The organism is Bacillus cereus group sp. RP43, from assembly GCF_040459645.1.
Taxonomy (GTDB): domain Bacteria; phylum Bacillota; class Bacilli; order Bacillales; family Bacillaceae_G; genus Bacillus_A; species Bacillus_A mycoides_C.
This window is the reverse complement of sequence record NZ_JARVHQ010000001.1, coordinates 4,423,787-4,437,901: the sequence shown is the minus strand read 5'-3', so window position 1 is coordinate 4,437,901 and position 14,115 is coordinate 4,423,787. Positions and strand designations below refer to the sequence as shown.

Below are 14,115 nucleotides of genomic sequence, written 5' to 3'. Positions count from 1 at the left end.
AATGTTATCTAGTTTTGAAAGAATATAAAAAACTTGTTGACCTTTAAAAGTTAATAAGTTATAATGATTCTTGTCTTAAATGAATATAGTCTGGTAATGATGGCAGAGAGGTCACACCCGTTCCCATACCGAACACGGAAGTTAAGCTCTCTAGCGCCGATGGTAGTTGGGACCTTGTCCCTGTGAGAGTAGGACGTTGCCAGGCAAAATGGAGGATTAGCTCAGCTGGGAGAGCACCTGCCTTACAAGCAGGGGGTCGGCGGTTCGATCCCGTCATCCTCCACCATTTATGTCGGAGGGGTAGCGAAGTGGCTAAACGCGGCGGACTGTAAATCCGCTCCTTCGGGTTCGGCAGTTCGAATCTGCCCCCCTCCACCATTTCTTAATTATTGGGCTATAGCCAAGCGGTAAGGCAACGGACTTTGACTCCGTCATGCGCTGGTTCGAATCCAGCTAGCCCAGCCATTAAGAGCCATTAGCTCAGTTGGTAGAGCATCTGACTTTTAATCAGAGGGTCGAAGGTTCGAATCCTTCATGGCTCACCATTTTAACAAAATATGCGGGTGTGGCGGAATTGGCAGACGCACTAGACTTAGGATCTAGCGCCTTTGGCGTGGGGGTTCGACTCCCTTCACCCGCACTTTTAATAAAATAACTCATACATGTTTTGCGGAAGTAGTTCAGTGGTAGAATACAACCTTGCCAAGGTTGGGGTCGCGGGTTCGAATCCCGTCTTCCGCTCCAATTTTCAATATGACATGCCGGGGTGGCGGAACAGGCAGACGCACAGGACTTAAAATCCTGCGGTGGGTGACCACCGTGCGGGTTCGACCCCCGCCCTCGGCACCATATGCGCCCGTAGCTCAATTGGATAGAGCGTTTGACTACGGATCAAGAGGTTAGGGGTTCGACTCCTCTCGGGCGCGCTTTTATTAACGGGAAGTGGCTCAGCTTGGTAGAGCACCTGGTTTGGGACCAGGGGGTCGCAGGTTCAAATCCTGTCTTCCCGATTTTCCCAAAAACATGGGGCCTTAGCTCAGCTGGGAGAGCGCCTGCCTTGCACGCAGGAGGTCAGCGGTTCGATCCCGCTAGGCTCCACTTTATTTTTTATATGTCGGAGGTATACCCAAGTTCGGCTGAAGGGATCGGTCTTGAAAACCGACAGGCGGCGAGAGTCGCGCGGGGGTTCGAATCCCTCTACCTCCTCCATTTTTTTAAAAAGTGGCTTAGTTACATATAAAAATGAATAAGATATTAATTTTTCCTTCATGGAGGTATACCCAAGTTCGGCTGAAGGGATCGGTCTTGAAAACCGACAGGCGGCGAGAGTCGCGCGGGGGTTCGAATCCCTCTACCTCCTCCATTTATTTTTAAAACATAATATCGTCGCGGGGTGGAGCAGTACGGTAGCTCGTCGGGCTCATAACCCGAAGGTCGCAGGTTCAAATCCTGTCCCCGCAACCAATGGTCCCGTGGTGTAGTGGTTAACATGCCTGCCTGTCACGCAGGAGATCGCCGGTTCGACCCCGGTCGGGACCGCCATTTTATGTTGGCTCGGTAGCTCAGTCGGTAGAGCAGAGGACTGAAAATCCTCGTGTCGGCGGTTCGATTCCGTCCCGAGCCACCATTTTTTTATGCCGGCTTAGCTCAATTGGTAGAGCAACTGACTTGTAATCAGTAGGTTGGGGGTTCAAGTCCTCTAGCCGGCATCATTTAGGGGCATAGTTTAAAGGTAGAACTGAGGTCTCCAAAACCTCCAGTGTGGGTTCGATTCCTACTGCCCCTGTAAAGTATATGGGCCTATAGCTCAGCTGGTTAGAGCGCACGCCTGATAAGCGTGAGGTCGATGGTTCGAGTCCATTTAGGCCCACCATATATTCCGCAGTAGCTCAGTGGTAGAGCTATCGGCTGTTAACCGATCGGTCGTAGGTTCGAGTCCTACCTGCGGAGCCATGGCCCGTTGGTCAAGTGGTTAAGACACCGCCCTTTCACGGCGGTAACACGGGTTCGAATCCCGTACGGGTCATAAAAAAAAGAGTCAGCATATTGCTGACTCTTTTTTATTATGTATAAGCCTCTTTTTATCACCTTATTTTCCTGAAATAAATAAAGGGATTTAGGAAAAGCTATGGTATGTATTAAAAGGAGGAGATGAAAAATGACACAAGTTAGAGAACTTATGAGTACTCATATCGTACATTGTACACCGTTAGATAATGTATATGAGGCGGCTGTAAAAATGAAGGAAGAATCGGTTGGATTGATTCCTGTTATTGAAAATAAACAAGTTGTTGGGCTTGTTACTGATCGAGACTTAGTTGTTCGTGGGATTGCTGAAAAACATCCTGGATCTAATCAAATTACAAATGTAATGACAACAAACATTGTTTCAGTTTCTCCAGATGATTCTATTGAAAAAGCTACAGAGTTAATGGCACAATATCAAATTAGACGATTACCGGTAGTTGAGAGCGGTCAACTTGTTGGGATGCTAGCACTAGGTGATTTAGCTATAAGAAAATCAGCAGATGATCAAGCAGGGTTTGCTTTAAGTGAAATCTCGGAGCATACGGAATAAATTATGTATAAAGATCAGATACATTATTCTAGTATATATGGATTAAACTAATATATTAGCGTGATGTATCTGAGACATTATATAATAAGTATAGAGTCAATATTTTTGACAGTTTTTTAAAATTTGTCATTCCTAATTTTTAATAAGAGAAAAAATGATATACTGAGAGATATAAGTATTATGATAGATTTTGAATATAACAATATTTATCATTAATGATGTAATAATGAATTAATGAATTATTATTTCCTACATAGATAAAAAGGGAAGGGGAATTATATGAGGGCTGTACAGGGCGATCCAAATTGGAATTTGGTTACAGATACATATATAGAACCAAATAATTTCGCTGAGTTATTTTCTTTGCTTGTACCTTGTCATCCAAAAGGTGAAGGGAAAGAGCGAACTATATTAGTATGGAAAGAAAAAGAATTTTATAAAGAAGAGAATTTAGCGGCATTTATCGTATATGGCATGAATAAAGTAAAGAATTTACCGCAGTTTCATAAAGATGAAATTCCAACTCTAGTACGTATTCTTCGTTTATGTCAAGAGATTGGTTGGTATGAAGAGGCAAATGCTTTTATGATAGCCCAAGGACTAGATGAATTTGTCCAAACTTCATTGGAGTATGAAACATGGGATCTGTTGACGAAAGCAGTTGCTTTAAACTATTTAATTATTAAATATCGTATTGGTGAATTAACAGCTGAGGATGTAGAAATTTGGGATCGAGTTAAATTTAATGAGAAATGTATAACAAATTGTAAACATCTATTATCTCATAAAGAAGTATTGGAATTTACATTCTTTTATATGTGTAAGCGAGCGAAGCTACTGTCAAAAGAGCAATTAAATAGTGATATGATGAGTCTAGCAATGTATTGTAATACTTTTGTGTATGATTTATATACACATGACTTATTACGAAAGTATCGTAAGTGTACAGACTTCCTATCATATTATGGACCTAGTCAGGCAGTTTTAGCTTGTCAAAGAGCTGTACTTTCTCAAATTTCCGATCGATTAGACCCTTTAAAGACAACTCATGTAGATGATTATTTATATGTGATGAAAGAAATGATGGAGCATATGACGATAGGGGTAATGGATCGGTATGGTCATTTTATTGGAAAGTTACTATCATATGTACCATTTTTCGAAATGATCCAAGTTCCACAGCATGCATATTATTGTGAAGAATTACTGTATATTTGTAAGGGAATTGAATACAAAGAAGAAATACTACGCAATTATATATTTATACAATTACATGATTGTTTACCATCATTCTTTAAACTATTTCTTAAAAATAAGCGTTATGCAACGATTCATGATATTCTTTTCTATTGGTGCGACGATGAACAAAGAATGAGCTTAGAGAAAAAATATAATCTTAGTTTTATTTATGAAAAATATGCTTGTGGATAAACCTTATTTTACATATTAAAAATTAATATAAATTAAAAAGGATCTCAAGTTTATGTGAGATCCTTTTTTGTTAGTAAAACAAGGAGAAAGTAACCAAGATAAGAAATAACATTCCATAAAGGAGAAATTGTGCAGTATAACTTCCTTGTATACCAAAAAAAGTATTCATTTTTTCATATAAATTCAATATATATTTCATTGGATTATCTTTGAAAGATTGGTACACAGTGTCTCCTCTTTTTAAGCTTCTTGTTCATGTTTTTGGTTATTAGGAACATGAACGTATCTAGCTATGAATAATAAAACACCTATAAAGAATACAGGAAGTACGGTAGATAAATAAAAACCATTACTAATTATATTTGTTATAAGAGCACTCAAAAGAAAAATTGCATTATAAATATGGGCAATTTTTTGTTTTAGCCGCATTTGTAATGCTTCCATAATGATTTCTAAAGCAACAAAAGCAATAATAATAGATAAAAATACAATGTTCGTATTATAAATGATTAAACAACAGATTAAACCTAAAAAGGCCAGGTATTCAATAAAGAGAGGTATATTGCGTGGCATATAATTTACCTAACTAAATATGGCAGTGGGTTCACTGCATTTGTTTTTTCAAAATTCCATTCCCCATTATGTAATTCAAAATGGAGATGTTGCCCGTATGAATGACCTGTGTTTCCCATATGACCTACTAATTGTCCAGTTTGTACTTGATCACCAGCTTGTACAGTGCGATCCTTCATATGAGCATAAACTGTTGTATATAATTTCCCATTTATTTGATGGGCGATGAACACGACATTGCCGTAGCTAGCCGAATAATAAGATTTCACAACTTTACCTGCAGCAGCAGCTTGAATAGAGACATTTCCTTGTGCTGCTATATCTATACCATAATGCATTTGCTCCCAGCGCATATCAAAAGTTGAGCTGATTTTCCCTTGAGTAGGGAATTTGAAAACTGCTGGAATTGATGAAGGTTGAGCTGTTTTAGCTTGTGCTGGATTTTGATTTTGATTTTGCACTACATAGTGTTTTGCTACATATCCGTATCCTGTGCCAAAACGAATTTTATACCAAGTACCTACCGTTTCTACTACTTGTACTTGTGTACCGTTTTGTAATGAGCCAAGTAGAGTGCTACTTGTACTAGCGTTGCTACGTACATTTAATTTTGGTGTTGCAACAGTATAAGAAGGAGAACCTTGTACTGTTACACCTTTTACTAGAGGTGTGGATCCATTAGATACAAATGTTTTTTGTACGTATCCAATTTTCCCGTTATGTAATATTTTGTACCAATCCCCTTGTTCACCTTGAATGGTAATGAATTGCCCATTTGGTAATATATCTAGAATAGAAGACTCTGTATTAGGTTCAGAACGAACGTTTAATGCGTTTGCATTTACGATATATTGATTCTTTGATTGAACATTTTTTTTGAATAGAATTGCATCTTTTTTCATATAGCCTGTTTTGTTGTTAACAGATACTTTATACCAATCTTGAGTTGTCTCAAGAATAGTAACCGGGCTATTAAATCGAATGTTATCAATTATTGCACTGTCTGCATGGTTATTTTGATGTAGTGCAACGTTGTCGATTTTTACATATCCAGTTTTTACTGTAGATGTTTGCTTAGCAGCCGCTGTTTGTATATCGGATTCTCCCATAGAAGGAAGTAAAGAAGCAATTGCGATAGTAGTTGCTGTTAAAGCTGTAGCTTTCATATTCATGTAATAAAGACCTCCTCTAGTTGTATAGTTGTAATTTTATTATAGTATAAAGATATAATATATTGGTCGTATTCACATAAATGTAATATGAAATCAATAAAAATAATGTTAGAAGAGAGGTTCATATATAAATATTGTATTATATATCATTTTTGGGGTCGCATTTATATTTGTTTAACATGTTAATTTTTAATTGATAATTAAGAAAATTAAAACAGTTGATGATGTCTTATGGCGATGTTATACTGACAGTGATAATTTTATAGTTTGCTAGGAGGGCTGGTGTTGCCAGCTGAGAGTAGGGCCGTAAGCCTTTGATCCTTTTTATTACCTGATCTAGATTATGCTAGCGTAGGGAAGCAATTCGGACATTAACAATCAGTCCCCGTTTCTTTGCGTATAGAAACGGGGCTTTTTTATTTGAAAATTTCATATTAACACCACTAGGGGTGCTTTTCGTGCTGAGAGAGGAATAATCCTTAACCCTTACAACACCTGATCTAGATAATACTAGCGAAGGGAAGTGGAACAACGAATAAATTATAATTTTATTTGCTGTAACCACTTCTTATATACAGAGGTGGTTTTTTTATTGAGATAAATAGATATATAGGAAGGGGAATTATAAATGAAATTTTGTGAAAAATTATTTGATACGGTGCAGCCTGTTTGGGAGAAAAGTCATAATCATCCGTTTGTAGTAGGTATGGGGGATGGTACGTTGGAAAAAGACAAATTCCAGTACTATATTATTCAAGATTATTTATATTTGTTAGATTATGCAAAGCTATATGCAATTGGGGTTGTAAAGTCAACGAATCCACAAGTTATGGCAAAATTTGCAGAGCAAATTGATGGGATTTTAAATGGTGAAATGACGATCCATAAACAGTATGCAAAAAGACTTGGCATTTCTGCACAAGAGATGGAATCTGCGAAACCATCTGCTAAAAATTTAGCCTATACAAATTACATGATGTCTGTATCTCAAAATGGCACACTTGCGGAATTAATAGCGGCACTTCTTCCATGTATGTGGAGCTATTGGGAGATTGGAAAACGTTTAAATGATATTCCTGGAGCAAGAAATCATGAGTTCTTTGGTGAATGGATTCAAGGATATAGTTCTGAAGAATACGGTAACCTTTGTATTTGGTTAATAGATTTATTAAATGAAATGGCAGTTGGAAAATCAGAGAAAGAGCTAGACCGATTAGAGGAGATTTTCTTATATTCCAGCCGATTTGAATATTTATTCTGGGATATGGCTTATCGTAAGGAGATGTGGGGTTTTGAGGAGCAAGAACATACTACAGTTTCATAATGTTTCTTTTCATTATGATGAGAAACCAATCATCAATGAATTAAATGCTTCTATACAAGATAAAGAGTTTGTAAGTATTATCGGACCGAGTGGATGCGGGAAAAGTACATTATTTCGCCTTATTACAGGATTAGAAGAGGCAAGTACTGGACAGATAGAGCTGACAGAAACAAAGAGTCATCCTGTAGGGTATATGCCTCAAAAAGATATGCTTTTGCCGTGGAGGACGATTATTGAGAATGCTGCCCTGCCGCTAGAGTGCCAAGGTGTGCAGAAGAAAGAAGCGCAAGTAAAAGCGAAAGAACTGTTACATAAATTTGGGTTACAAGGATACGAGGCGAAATATCCGAAAGATTTATCTGGTGGTATGAGACAACGTGTATCTTTTATCCGAACTTTATTAACGGGCGGGGAGATATTATTGTTAGATGAACCGTTTAGCGCATTGGACGCTTTAACGAAGGCATCTTTGCAAGAATGGTTGTTTGAACAATGGAAAGAGTGGGAAAAAACAATTTTATTTATCACTCATGATGTTGAAGAAGCATTGTTTCTTTCTAATCGAATTTTCGTTGTAGAAAATCAACCGATAGCAACTTTAACTGAGCGAATTGTGCCGCTTGATCGTAACCGAACAAGAAAAGATTTGTATAATCCTGAAGTGTTGGCGCTTAAAGAAGAGCTCCTTAGTATGTTACAAAGGCAGGTACTCGTATGATGAATCGCTTGAAGGAGTTATTACCTGCCCTCATATTAAGTGGGATTTTACTTACTCTATGGGAAGTAGGCGCAAGAATTGTAGATGAGATGTACATTTTGCCATCACCTTCTGCAATTGTAATGAAGATATGGACGCTGAAAGATATATTATTTACGGTTCATTTACCAGCAACGTTGTACGTCGTTTTAATAGGCGTTGTTATTTCTATCGTACTGGGCGTAGGGATAGCAATGTTAATGAATGCGAGTACGTGGATGGAAAGAGCATTTTATCCATTATTAGTAGCTTCACAAACAATTCCGATTACAGCACTTGCACCGCTATTTGTTTTATGGTTTGGATATACCATTTGGAGCAAGGTCGTTGTCACAGTTTTAATTACGTTTTTCCCAATTGCGGTAAATACGTATGATGGACTGCGTAGTACGAAGAAAGAATGGGAGGAGCTCTTAGTTACGTATGGTGCAACGAAAAAAGATATTTTTTTAAAGCTAAAATTGCCATCTGCTCTTCCTTATTTTTTCTCAGCGTTAAAAATTGCAGTTCCGCTTAGTGTTATCGGAGCAGCAATTGGAGAATGGCTCGGTGCACAAGCTGGACTTGGATATTTCAGTAAAAGAATGATGACGCAGTTAGACGGAGCTGGTGTATTTGCACCAATTGTATTGTTATCATTATTAGCTATCTTCTTTGTCATACTTGTTTCGATATTAGAAAAGAAATTTATTAGTTGGAGGAAACATTCATGAAATTATTAAAACGCATCTTTGTGTTTACATTATTAGTTGCAATGATTGCAGGATGTTCGAGTAATTCAGCATCAGATAAGAATAAATCAGAAAAGGAAATAACAGTAATGCTTGATTGGTACCCAAATGCGGTACATAGCTTTATTTATACGGCAATTGAAAAAGGATACTTTAAAGAAGAAGGAGTAAAGGTGAATATTAAATTCCCTTCTAATCCGACTGATCCATTAACGCTAGCGGCAGCAGGGAAAGTGACAGTTGGTTTGTATTATCAACCAGATGTTGTCATGGCAAAAGCAAATGAACAAATTCCAGTGAAATCAATTGGAGCTGTCGTACGTTCGCCGCTAAATCATGTTGTATCGCTGAAATCAGCAGGTATTAAGTCACCTAAAGACTTAGAAGGAAAAACAGTTGGATATTCTGGAACTCCTTTAAGTGAAGCATATTTAAAGACGATGGTAAAAGAAGATGGTGGTAATCCAGATACAGTAAAAGTAGTTGATGTTGGATTCGATTTAGTACCAGCGCTAATTACGAAAAAAGTAGATGCTGTAACAGGAGCATACATTAACCATGAAGTACCTGTTATGCGTCATGAAGGCCATGAACCAGCATACTTTAATCCAGCTGAATATGGTGTGCCGAATTATCATGAGCTTGTGTTTGTAACAGGTGATAAAACTTTGAAAAAGGATAAAGAAGCATTACAGGCCTTTTTACGTGGTGCGAAAAAAGGATATGATTTCATGAAGAAAAATCCGGATGAAGCATTGAATATTTTATTAAATCATCAAGAAAAAGAAAACTTCCCGCTAGTACCAGAAGTTGAAAAAGAAAGTATGAAAATTTTATTAGAGAAGATGGAAACGAAAGATGAGCCATTCTTATCAGATTCAAAAGAGTCATGGGAGAAACAAAATAAATGGCTGAAAGAAAAAGGAATGACGAAAGAAATCGTTCCAGCCGATGAATTATTCGAAAACATTTTAAAGTAGGCGAATGAATATGAAAAATGAGCTCCATGTAATCTCAAATGGTCACATGCCATTCGAAGAGTTAGTGAATGTAGCGATGCAAATTGAGAGTGAGATTGATTATTTGCATATTCGTGAGCGTGAGAAAAGTACGAAGGAATTGTATGAAGGTGTGGAAAGTCTTTTGGGGAAAGGCTTTCCAGCATCGAAGATAGTGATAAATGATCGAATTGATATTGCTATACTATTAAATATTCCGCGTGTGCAGCTAGGATATCGAAGCGCAGATGTAAGGTCAGTGAAAGAAAAGTTTTCTTATTTGCATGTTGGCTATTCAGTACATTCTTTAGATGAAGCGATAGTGGCATTTAAAAATGGAGCGGATTCACTCGTTTACGGTCATGTATTTCCAACGGCTTGTAAAAAGGATGTGCCAGCAAGAGGATTAGAAGAAATTGCTCATATGGCAAGGTGTTTATCCATACCAATAACTGCAATTGGTGGAATCACTCCTGAAAATACAGGAGAGGTTCTTGTAAATGGTGTAAGTGGGATTGCTGTTATGTCCGGGATTATAAGCAGTATTAATCCGTATAGCAGAGCGAAATCTTATAAGGAATCAATAAGAAAGTGGGCGGGAAAACATGTGTAAGAAGTATGATGTAGCGATTATTGGCGGAGGTGTAATTGGTAGTTCAGTTGCACACTTTCTAGCAGAAAGAGGGCATAAAGTAGCGATTATAGAGAAGCAAAGAATCGCATCTGAAGCTTCGAAAGCAGCTGCTGGTTTGCTCGGTGTTCAGGCAGAGTGGGATGAATATGACCCACTATTTGAACTTGCTAGAGAAAGCCGTGCTATATTTCCACAACTTGCAGAGGTTTTACGTGAAAAGACAGGCATCGATATTGGGTATGAAGAAAAAGGGATATATCGTATTGCCCAAAATGAAGATGAGAAGGAAAGAATTCTTCACATTATGGATTGGCAGCAGAAAACAGGTGAAGATTCCCGATTTTTAACGGGAGACCATTTACGGGAAAAAGAGCCGTTTCTATCCGAGTCAATTCTCGGAGCGGTATATTATCCGAAAGATGGTCACGTTATTGCACCAGAGCTTACAAAAGCATTCGCACATTCCGCGGCATTTTCTGGAGCTGACATATATGAACAAACAGAAGTGTTTGATATTCGTATTGAAAATAATAAAGTGACTGGGATTGTTACAAGCGAAGGTGTAATCACATGCGAAAAAGTCGTTATCGCTGGAGGTTCATGGAGTACGAAATTACTACATTACTTCCATAGTGATTGGGGTACATATCCTGTTAAGGGAGAGGTTATTGCAGTAAGAAGCAGGAAACCGCTCTTGAAAGCTCCTATTTTCCAAGAGCGGTTTTATATTACGCCGAAGCGTGGTGGGCGTTACGTAATTGGGGCAACGATGAAGCCTCATACGTTCAATAAAACTGTACAACCAGAAAGTATTACTTCTATATTAGAGCGTGCTTATACAATATTGCCAGCTTTAAAAGAAGCGGAGTGGGAAAGCGCATGGGCAGGATTAAGACCACAATCGAATCATGATGCTCCTTATATGGGAGAGCATGAAGAAATAAAAGGTTTATATGCTTGTACGGGCCATTATCGAAACGGCATTTTATTAAGCCCTGTTTCTGGTCAGTATATGGCTGATTTAATAGAAGGAAAGCAGGAGAATCACTTGCTAGATTCATTGCTTTCTAAAACGGTTTAGAAAGGGGATGGAAGTTTGAATTTAAAAATTAATGGTAACCAAATGGAAGTGCCGGCGAGTGTGAAAACAGTAGCTGAGCTACTTGCACATTTAGAATTAGATAACAGAATTGTTGTAGTAGAGCGTAATAAAGATATTTTACAAAAGGATGATCATAAAGATACATCTGTTTTTGATGGAGACCAAATTGAGATTGTAACTTTCGTAGGAGGCGGCTGATTATGTTAAACATTGGACCATTTTCATTTCATTCTAGACTTTTATTAGGAACAGGTAAATTCTCTGATTTTGATGTGCAGCAAAAGGCAATTGACGTTTCAGAAGCTGAAATTTTAACATTTGCAGTACGTCGCATGGATATATTTGATGCAAAACAACCCAATTTATTAGAGAAACTTGATGTGAAAAAATATACGTTATTACCAAATACAGCAGGGGCAAAAAATGCTGAAGAAGCTGTTCGAATTGCAAAATTGGCAAAAGCTTCAGGGCTTTGTGACATGGTGAAAGTAGAAGTTATTGGGGATGATAGAACGTTATTACCTGATCCAGTAGAAACATTAAAAGCATCTGAAATGTTATTAGAAGAAGGATTTATCGTTCTTCCGTACACATCTGATGATGTTGTATTAGCTCGTAAATTACAAGAACTTGGTGTGCACGCGATTATGCCAGGAGCATCACCAATTGGTTCAGGGCTTGGTATTGTAAATCCATTAAATTTAAGTTTTATTATTGAACAAGCGACAGTACCAGTTATCGTGGATGCTGGTATTGGTAGCCCAGCTGATGCGGCATTTGCAATGGAATTAGGAGCAGATGGTGTGTTATTAAATACTGCAGTATCTGGAGCAAAAGATCCTATTAAAATGGCATACGCAATGAAATTAGGTATTGAGGCAGGACGATTAGGGTTTGAAGCGGGGCGCATTGCACGTAAACGTTGTGCAACTGCAAGTAGTCCTTTAGAAGGAATGAGCATAGTTGAATAATCGATATTCTCGCCAAGAGCTATTTTCTCCAATTGGGGAAGAAGGGCAACAAAAGATAGGGGAAAAGCATGTACTCATTATCGGTGCAGGTGCACTAGGTAGTGCAAACGCAGAGATGTTTGTAAGGGCAGGCGTTGGTAAGGTAACAATTGTTGACCGTGATTATGTAGATTGGAGTAATTTACAAAGGCAGCAATTGTATGCAGAGTGTGATGTAGAGAATAACCTTCCGAAGGCTGTAGCGGCAAAAAAACGTCTAGAAGAGATTAATAGTGAAGTAAGAGTAGAAGCTCTCGTTCAAGATGTAACAGCTGAAGAGTTAGAAGAACTCGTTAAAAATGTTGATGTAATCATCGATGCGACTGATAATTTCGAAACGCGTTTCATTGTGAATGATATAGCGCAAAAATATTCTATTCCATGGGTTTACGGGGCATGTGTAGGAAGTTACGGTCTTTCTTATACTATTCTTCCAGGCAAAACGCCATGTTTATCTTGTTTATTACAATCGATTCCGCTTGGCGGAGCGACATGTGATACAGCGGGGATTATATCACCTGCTGTATCTCTTGTCGTTTCTCATCAAGTAACAGAAGCTCTTAAACTGTTAGTGGAAGATTATGAATCACTTCGAGATGGACTTGTGTCGTTTGATGTATGGAAAAATGAATATTCATGTATGAATGTACAAAAACTTCGTAAGCATAATTGTCCTTCGTGTGGTGAGAATGCACTATACCCATATTTAAATAAAGAAAACACTTCAAAAACAGCGGTGTTATGCGGGAGAAATACAGTTCAAATTAGACCACCTCATAAAGAGGAAATGGATTTTGAACAATATAAAAAATTGCTGAATGATCGTGTGAATGATCTGAATGTAAATCCATATTTACTATCATTTTCGGTTGGAGAAAAGAGATTAGTTGCTTTCAAAGATGGCCGTGTACTTGTACATGGAACGAAAGATATAAGCGAAGCGAAAATAATTTATCATCGCTATTTTGGATAGAAAAGGATGAGTGGGATGAAAGTGAATAAAGCTTTAACGATTGCAGGATCTGATAGCGGAGGCGGCGCTGGAATTCAAGCAGATTTAAAAACATTCCAAGAGCTTGGTGTGTATGGAATGACAGCTATTACGGCAATTACTGCTCAAAATACGCTTGGCGTTCAAGGGGTATATCCTGTTTCTTTAGAAGGAATTACGGAACAGTTGAATTCAATTGGTACGGATTTAACACCAGATGCTGTGAAACTAGGGATGCTATTTAGCAGTGAAATTATTCAAATTGTGGCAGAGCATATTAAGAAATTTGGCTGGAATAATATTGTACTAGATCCTGTTATGATCGCTAAAGGCGGTGCGTCATTATTACAACAAGAAGCAGTACAAGCATTAAAAGAATATTTATTGCCACTAGCTACTGTTGTAACACCGAATGTTCCTGAAGCAGAAGTGTTAACTGGGATGGAGATTCAAAATATAGAAGATAGTAAAGAAGCTGCGAAAGTATTGCATGAATTAGGGGCTAAATATGTTCTTATGAAGGGCGGACATGCAGAATATCAAGGTAATGAAGTAATTGATTTACTCTTTGATGGTGAGCAGTTCATCGAATTTAGAAGTGAACGAATTCCTTCGAAGCAAACGCACGGAAGCGGATGTACATTCGCGTCTGCAGTTACAGCAGGACTTGCTAAAGGGTATTCAATTGAAGAGGCAGTTCAAGAGGCAAAACAATTTATTAGTATAGCGATTGAAGAGCCATTGAATATTGGAAGTGGTCATGGACCAACGAATCATTTTGCATATAAGATGAATAATAGACGTATATAAAGAC

14 protein-coding genes, 20 tRNA genes, 1 rRNA gene and 2 riboswitches are annotated in these 14,115 nt (G+C 38.0%); of the genes, 33 read left to right on the top strand and 2 right to left on the bottom strand.

What is annotated here, in order from left to right; all coding sequences use genetic code 11:
- Nucleotides 1–89: 89 nt before the first annotated feature.
- From rrf to QCI75_RS23095, 23 genes are all read left to right on the top strand, one after another.
- A 5S ribosomal RNA gene (gene rrf, locus QCI75_RS23205) occupies nucleotides 90–205 on the top strand.
- A gap of 5 nt (nucleotides 206–210) precedes the next feature.
- Nucleotides 211–286, top strand: a tRNA-Val gene (locus QCI75_RS23200).
- An 8-nt stretch (nucleotides 287–294) separates the two neighbouring features.
- A tRNA-Tyr gene (locus QCI75_RS23195) sits at nucleotides 295–378 on the top strand.
- A gap of 12 nt (nucleotides 379–390) precedes the next feature.
- Nucleotides 391–465, top strand: a tRNA-Gln gene (locus tag QCI75_RS23190).
- A 4-nt stretch (nucleotides 466–469) separates the two neighbouring features.
- A tRNA-Lys gene (locus tag QCI75_RS23185) sits at nucleotides 470–545 on the top strand.
- Nucleotides 546–559: 14 nt separating this feature from the next.
- Nucleotides 560–640 (top strand) — tRNA-Leu (locus tag QCI75_RS23180).
- A gap of 29 nt (nucleotides 641–669) precedes the next feature.
- Nucleotides 670–744: transfer RNA gene (locus QCI75_RS23175), tRNA-Gly, on the top strand.
- Between the two features lie 16 nt (nucleotides 745–760).
- Nucleotides 761–849, top strand: a tRNA-Leu gene (locus QCI75_RS23170).
- Between the two features lie 3 nt (nucleotides 850–852).
- Nucleotides 853–926, top strand: a tRNA-Arg gene (locus tag QCI75_RS23165).
- A gap of 10 nt (nucleotides 927–936) precedes the next feature.
- A tRNA-Pro gene (locus QCI75_RS23160) sits at nucleotides 937–1,010 on the top strand.
- A 15-nt stretch (nucleotides 1,011–1,025) separates the two neighbouring features.
- Nucleotides 1,026–1,098, top strand: a tRNA-Ala gene (locus QCI75_RS23155).
- 18 nt (nucleotides 1,099–1,116) lie between these two features.
- A tRNA-Ser gene (locus tag QCI75_RS23150) sits at nucleotides 1,117–1,209 on the top strand.
- Between the two features lie 61 nt (nucleotides 1,210–1,270).
- Nucleotides 1,271–1,363: transfer RNA gene (locus QCI75_RS23145), tRNA-Ser, on the top strand.
- A 24-nt stretch (nucleotides 1,364–1,387) separates the two neighbouring features.
- Nucleotides 1,388–1,464, top strand: a tRNA-Met gene (locus QCI75_RS23140).
- Nucleotides 1,465–1,466: 2 nt separating this feature from the next.
- Nucleotides 1,467–1,542, top strand: a tRNA-Asp gene (locus tag QCI75_RS23135).
- A gap of 9 nt (nucleotides 1,543–1,551) precedes the next feature.
- Nucleotides 1,552–1,627 (top strand) — tRNA-Phe (locus QCI75_RS23130).
- Between the two features lie 9 nt (nucleotides 1,628–1,636).
- Nucleotides 1,637–1,709, top strand: a tRNA-Thr gene (locus QCI75_RS23125).
- A 6-nt stretch (nucleotides 1,710–1,715) separates the two neighbouring features.
- Nucleotides 1,716–1,786, top strand: a tRNA-Trp gene (locus QCI75_RS23120).
- Nucleotides 1,787–1,796: 10 nt separating this feature from the next.
- Nucleotides 1,797–1,873: transfer RNA gene (locus tag QCI75_RS23115), tRNA-Ile, on the top strand.
- Nucleotides 1,874–1,878: 5 nt separating this feature from the next.
- Nucleotides 1,879–1,953 (top strand) — tRNA-Asn (locus QCI75_RS23110).
- Nucleotide 1,954: 1 nt separating this feature from the next.
- Nucleotides 1,955–2,026: transfer RNA gene (locus tag QCI75_RS23105), tRNA-Glu, on the top strand.
- Nucleotides 2,027–2,158: 132 nt separating this feature from the next.
- The gene (locus QCI75_RS23100; RefSeq protein WP_002125317.1) at nucleotides 2,159–2,578 is read left to right on the top strand and encodes a CBS domain-containing protein; all 420 of its coding nucleotides are present in this window, start codon (nucleotides 2,159–2,161) and stop codon (nucleotides 2,576–2,578) included.
- 279 nt (nucleotides 2,579–2,857) lie between these two features.
- On the top strand, nucleotides 2,858–4,009 hold the full coding sequence (locus QCI75_RS23095) for a DUF3965 domain-containing protein (RefSeq protein ID WP_144505423.1): 1,152 nt from the start codon (nucleotides 2,858–2,860) through the stop codon (nucleotides 4,007–4,009).
- Between the two features lie 240 nt (nucleotides 4,010–4,249).
- Here the strand turns inward: QCI75_RS23095 and QCI75_RS23090 are convergent, their stop codons facing one another.
- Nucleotides 4,250–4,582 carry a hypothetical protein gene (locus QCI75_RS23090; RefSeq protein ID WP_070140928.1) on the bottom strand — a complete coding sequence of 111 codons (333 nt, stop codon included), beginning with the start codon at nucleotides 4,580–4,582 and terminating at the stop codon, nucleotides 4,250–4,252.
- Nucleotides 4,583–4,587: 5 nt separating this feature from the next.
- Nucleotides 4,588–5,754, bottom strand: a complete 1,167-nt coding sequence (locus QCI75_RS23085) for an SH3 domain-containing protein (RefSeq protein WP_353761252.1) — start codon at nucleotides 5,752–5,754, stop codon at nucleotides 4,588–4,590.
- A 262-nt stretch (nucleotides 5,755–6,016) separates the two neighbouring features.
- Nucleotides 6,017–6,129: riboswitch (TPP riboswitch) on the top strand.
- Nucleotides 6,130–6,189: 60 nt separating this feature from the next.
- A riboswitch (TPP riboswitch) is annotated at nucleotides 6,190–6,293 on the top strand.
- Nucleotides 6,294–6,382: 89 nt separating this feature from the next.
- Here QCI75_RS23085 and tenA point away from each other — a divergent pair.
- From tenA to thiD, 10 genes are read left to right on the top strand one after another with little or no spacing between them, the layout of a single operon-like run.
- Complete coding sequence (gene tenA, locus QCI75_RS23080; RefSeq protein ID WP_144505421.1) at nucleotides 6,383–7,078, top strand: thiaminase II; 696 nt, start codon at nucleotides 6,383–6,385, stop codon at nucleotides 7,076–7,078.
- Nucleotides 7,047–7,796: an ABC transporter ATP-binding protein gene (locus tag QCI75_RS23075; RefSeq protein ID WP_353761251.1), complete on the top strand. Its 750-nt coding sequence runs from the start codon at nucleotides 7,047–7,049 to the stop codon at nucleotides 7,794–7,796. The genes tenA and QCI75_RS23075 overlap by 32 nt, the downstream gene beginning before the upstream one ends.
- Nucleotides 7,796–8,548, top strand: coding sequence for an ABC transporter permease (locus QCI75_RS23070; protein ID WP_144505425.1), 753 nt, complete (start codon nucleotides 7,796–7,798; stop codon nucleotides 8,546–8,548). Before QCI75_RS23075 ends, QCI75_RS23070 begins: the two co-directional genes overlap by 1 nt.
- Nucleotides 8,545–9,546, top strand: coding sequence for an ABC transporter substrate-binding protein (locus QCI75_RS23065; RefSeq protein WP_144505420.1), 1,002 nt, complete (start codon nucleotides 8,545–8,547; stop codon nucleotides 9,544–9,546). Before QCI75_RS23070 ends, QCI75_RS23065 begins: the two co-directional genes overlap by 4 nt.
- Nucleotides 9,547–9,556: 10 nt before the next feature.
- The gene (gene tenI, locus QCI75_RS23060) at nucleotides 9,557–10,177 is read left to right on the top strand and encodes a thiazole tautomerase TenI (protein ID WP_144505419.1); all 621 of its coding nucleotides are present in this window, start codon (nucleotides 9,557–9,559) and stop codon (nucleotides 10,175–10,177) included.
- A complete protein-coding gene (gene thiO / locus QCI75_RS23055) occupies nucleotides 10,170–11,279 on the top strand; it encodes a glycine oxidase ThiO (protein ID WP_144505418.1) in 1,110 nt (369 codons plus the stop codon). The genes tenI and thiO overlap by 8 nt, the downstream gene beginning before the upstream one ends.
- A gap of 15 nt (nucleotides 11,280–11,294) precedes the next feature.
- Nucleotides 11,295–11,498: a sulfur carrier protein ThiS gene (gene thiS, locus QCI75_RS23050; RefSeq protein WP_144505417.1), complete on the top strand. Its 204-nt coding sequence runs from the start codon at nucleotides 11,295–11,297 to the stop codon at nucleotides 11,496–11,498.
- Nucleotides 11,499–11,500: 2 nt separating this feature from the next.
- Nucleotides 11,501–12,271: a thiazole synthase gene (gene thiG, locus QCI75_RS23045; protein ID WP_098778850.1), complete on the top strand. Its 771-nt coding sequence runs from the start codon at nucleotides 11,501–11,503 to the stop codon at nucleotides 12,269–12,271.
- Nucleotides 12,264–13,283: a thiazole biosynthesis adenylyltransferase ThiF gene (thiF, locus tag QCI75_RS23040; RefSeq protein ID WP_144505416.1), complete on the top strand. Its 1,020-nt coding sequence runs from the start codon at nucleotides 12,264–12,266 to the stop codon at nucleotides 13,281–13,283. Before thiG ends, thiF begins: the two co-directional genes overlap by 8 nt.
- Before the next feature lie 6 nt (nucleotides 13,284–13,289).
- Nucleotides 13,290–14,111 carry a bifunctional hydroxymethylpyrimidine kinase/phosphomethylpyrimidine kinase gene (thiD, locus tag QCI75_RS23035; protein WP_144505415.1) on the top strand — a complete coding sequence of 274 codons (822 nt, stop codon included), beginning with the start codon at nucleotides 13,290–13,292 and terminating at the stop codon, nucleotides 14,109–14,111.
- Nucleotides 14,112–14,115 lie beyond the last annotated feature (4 nt).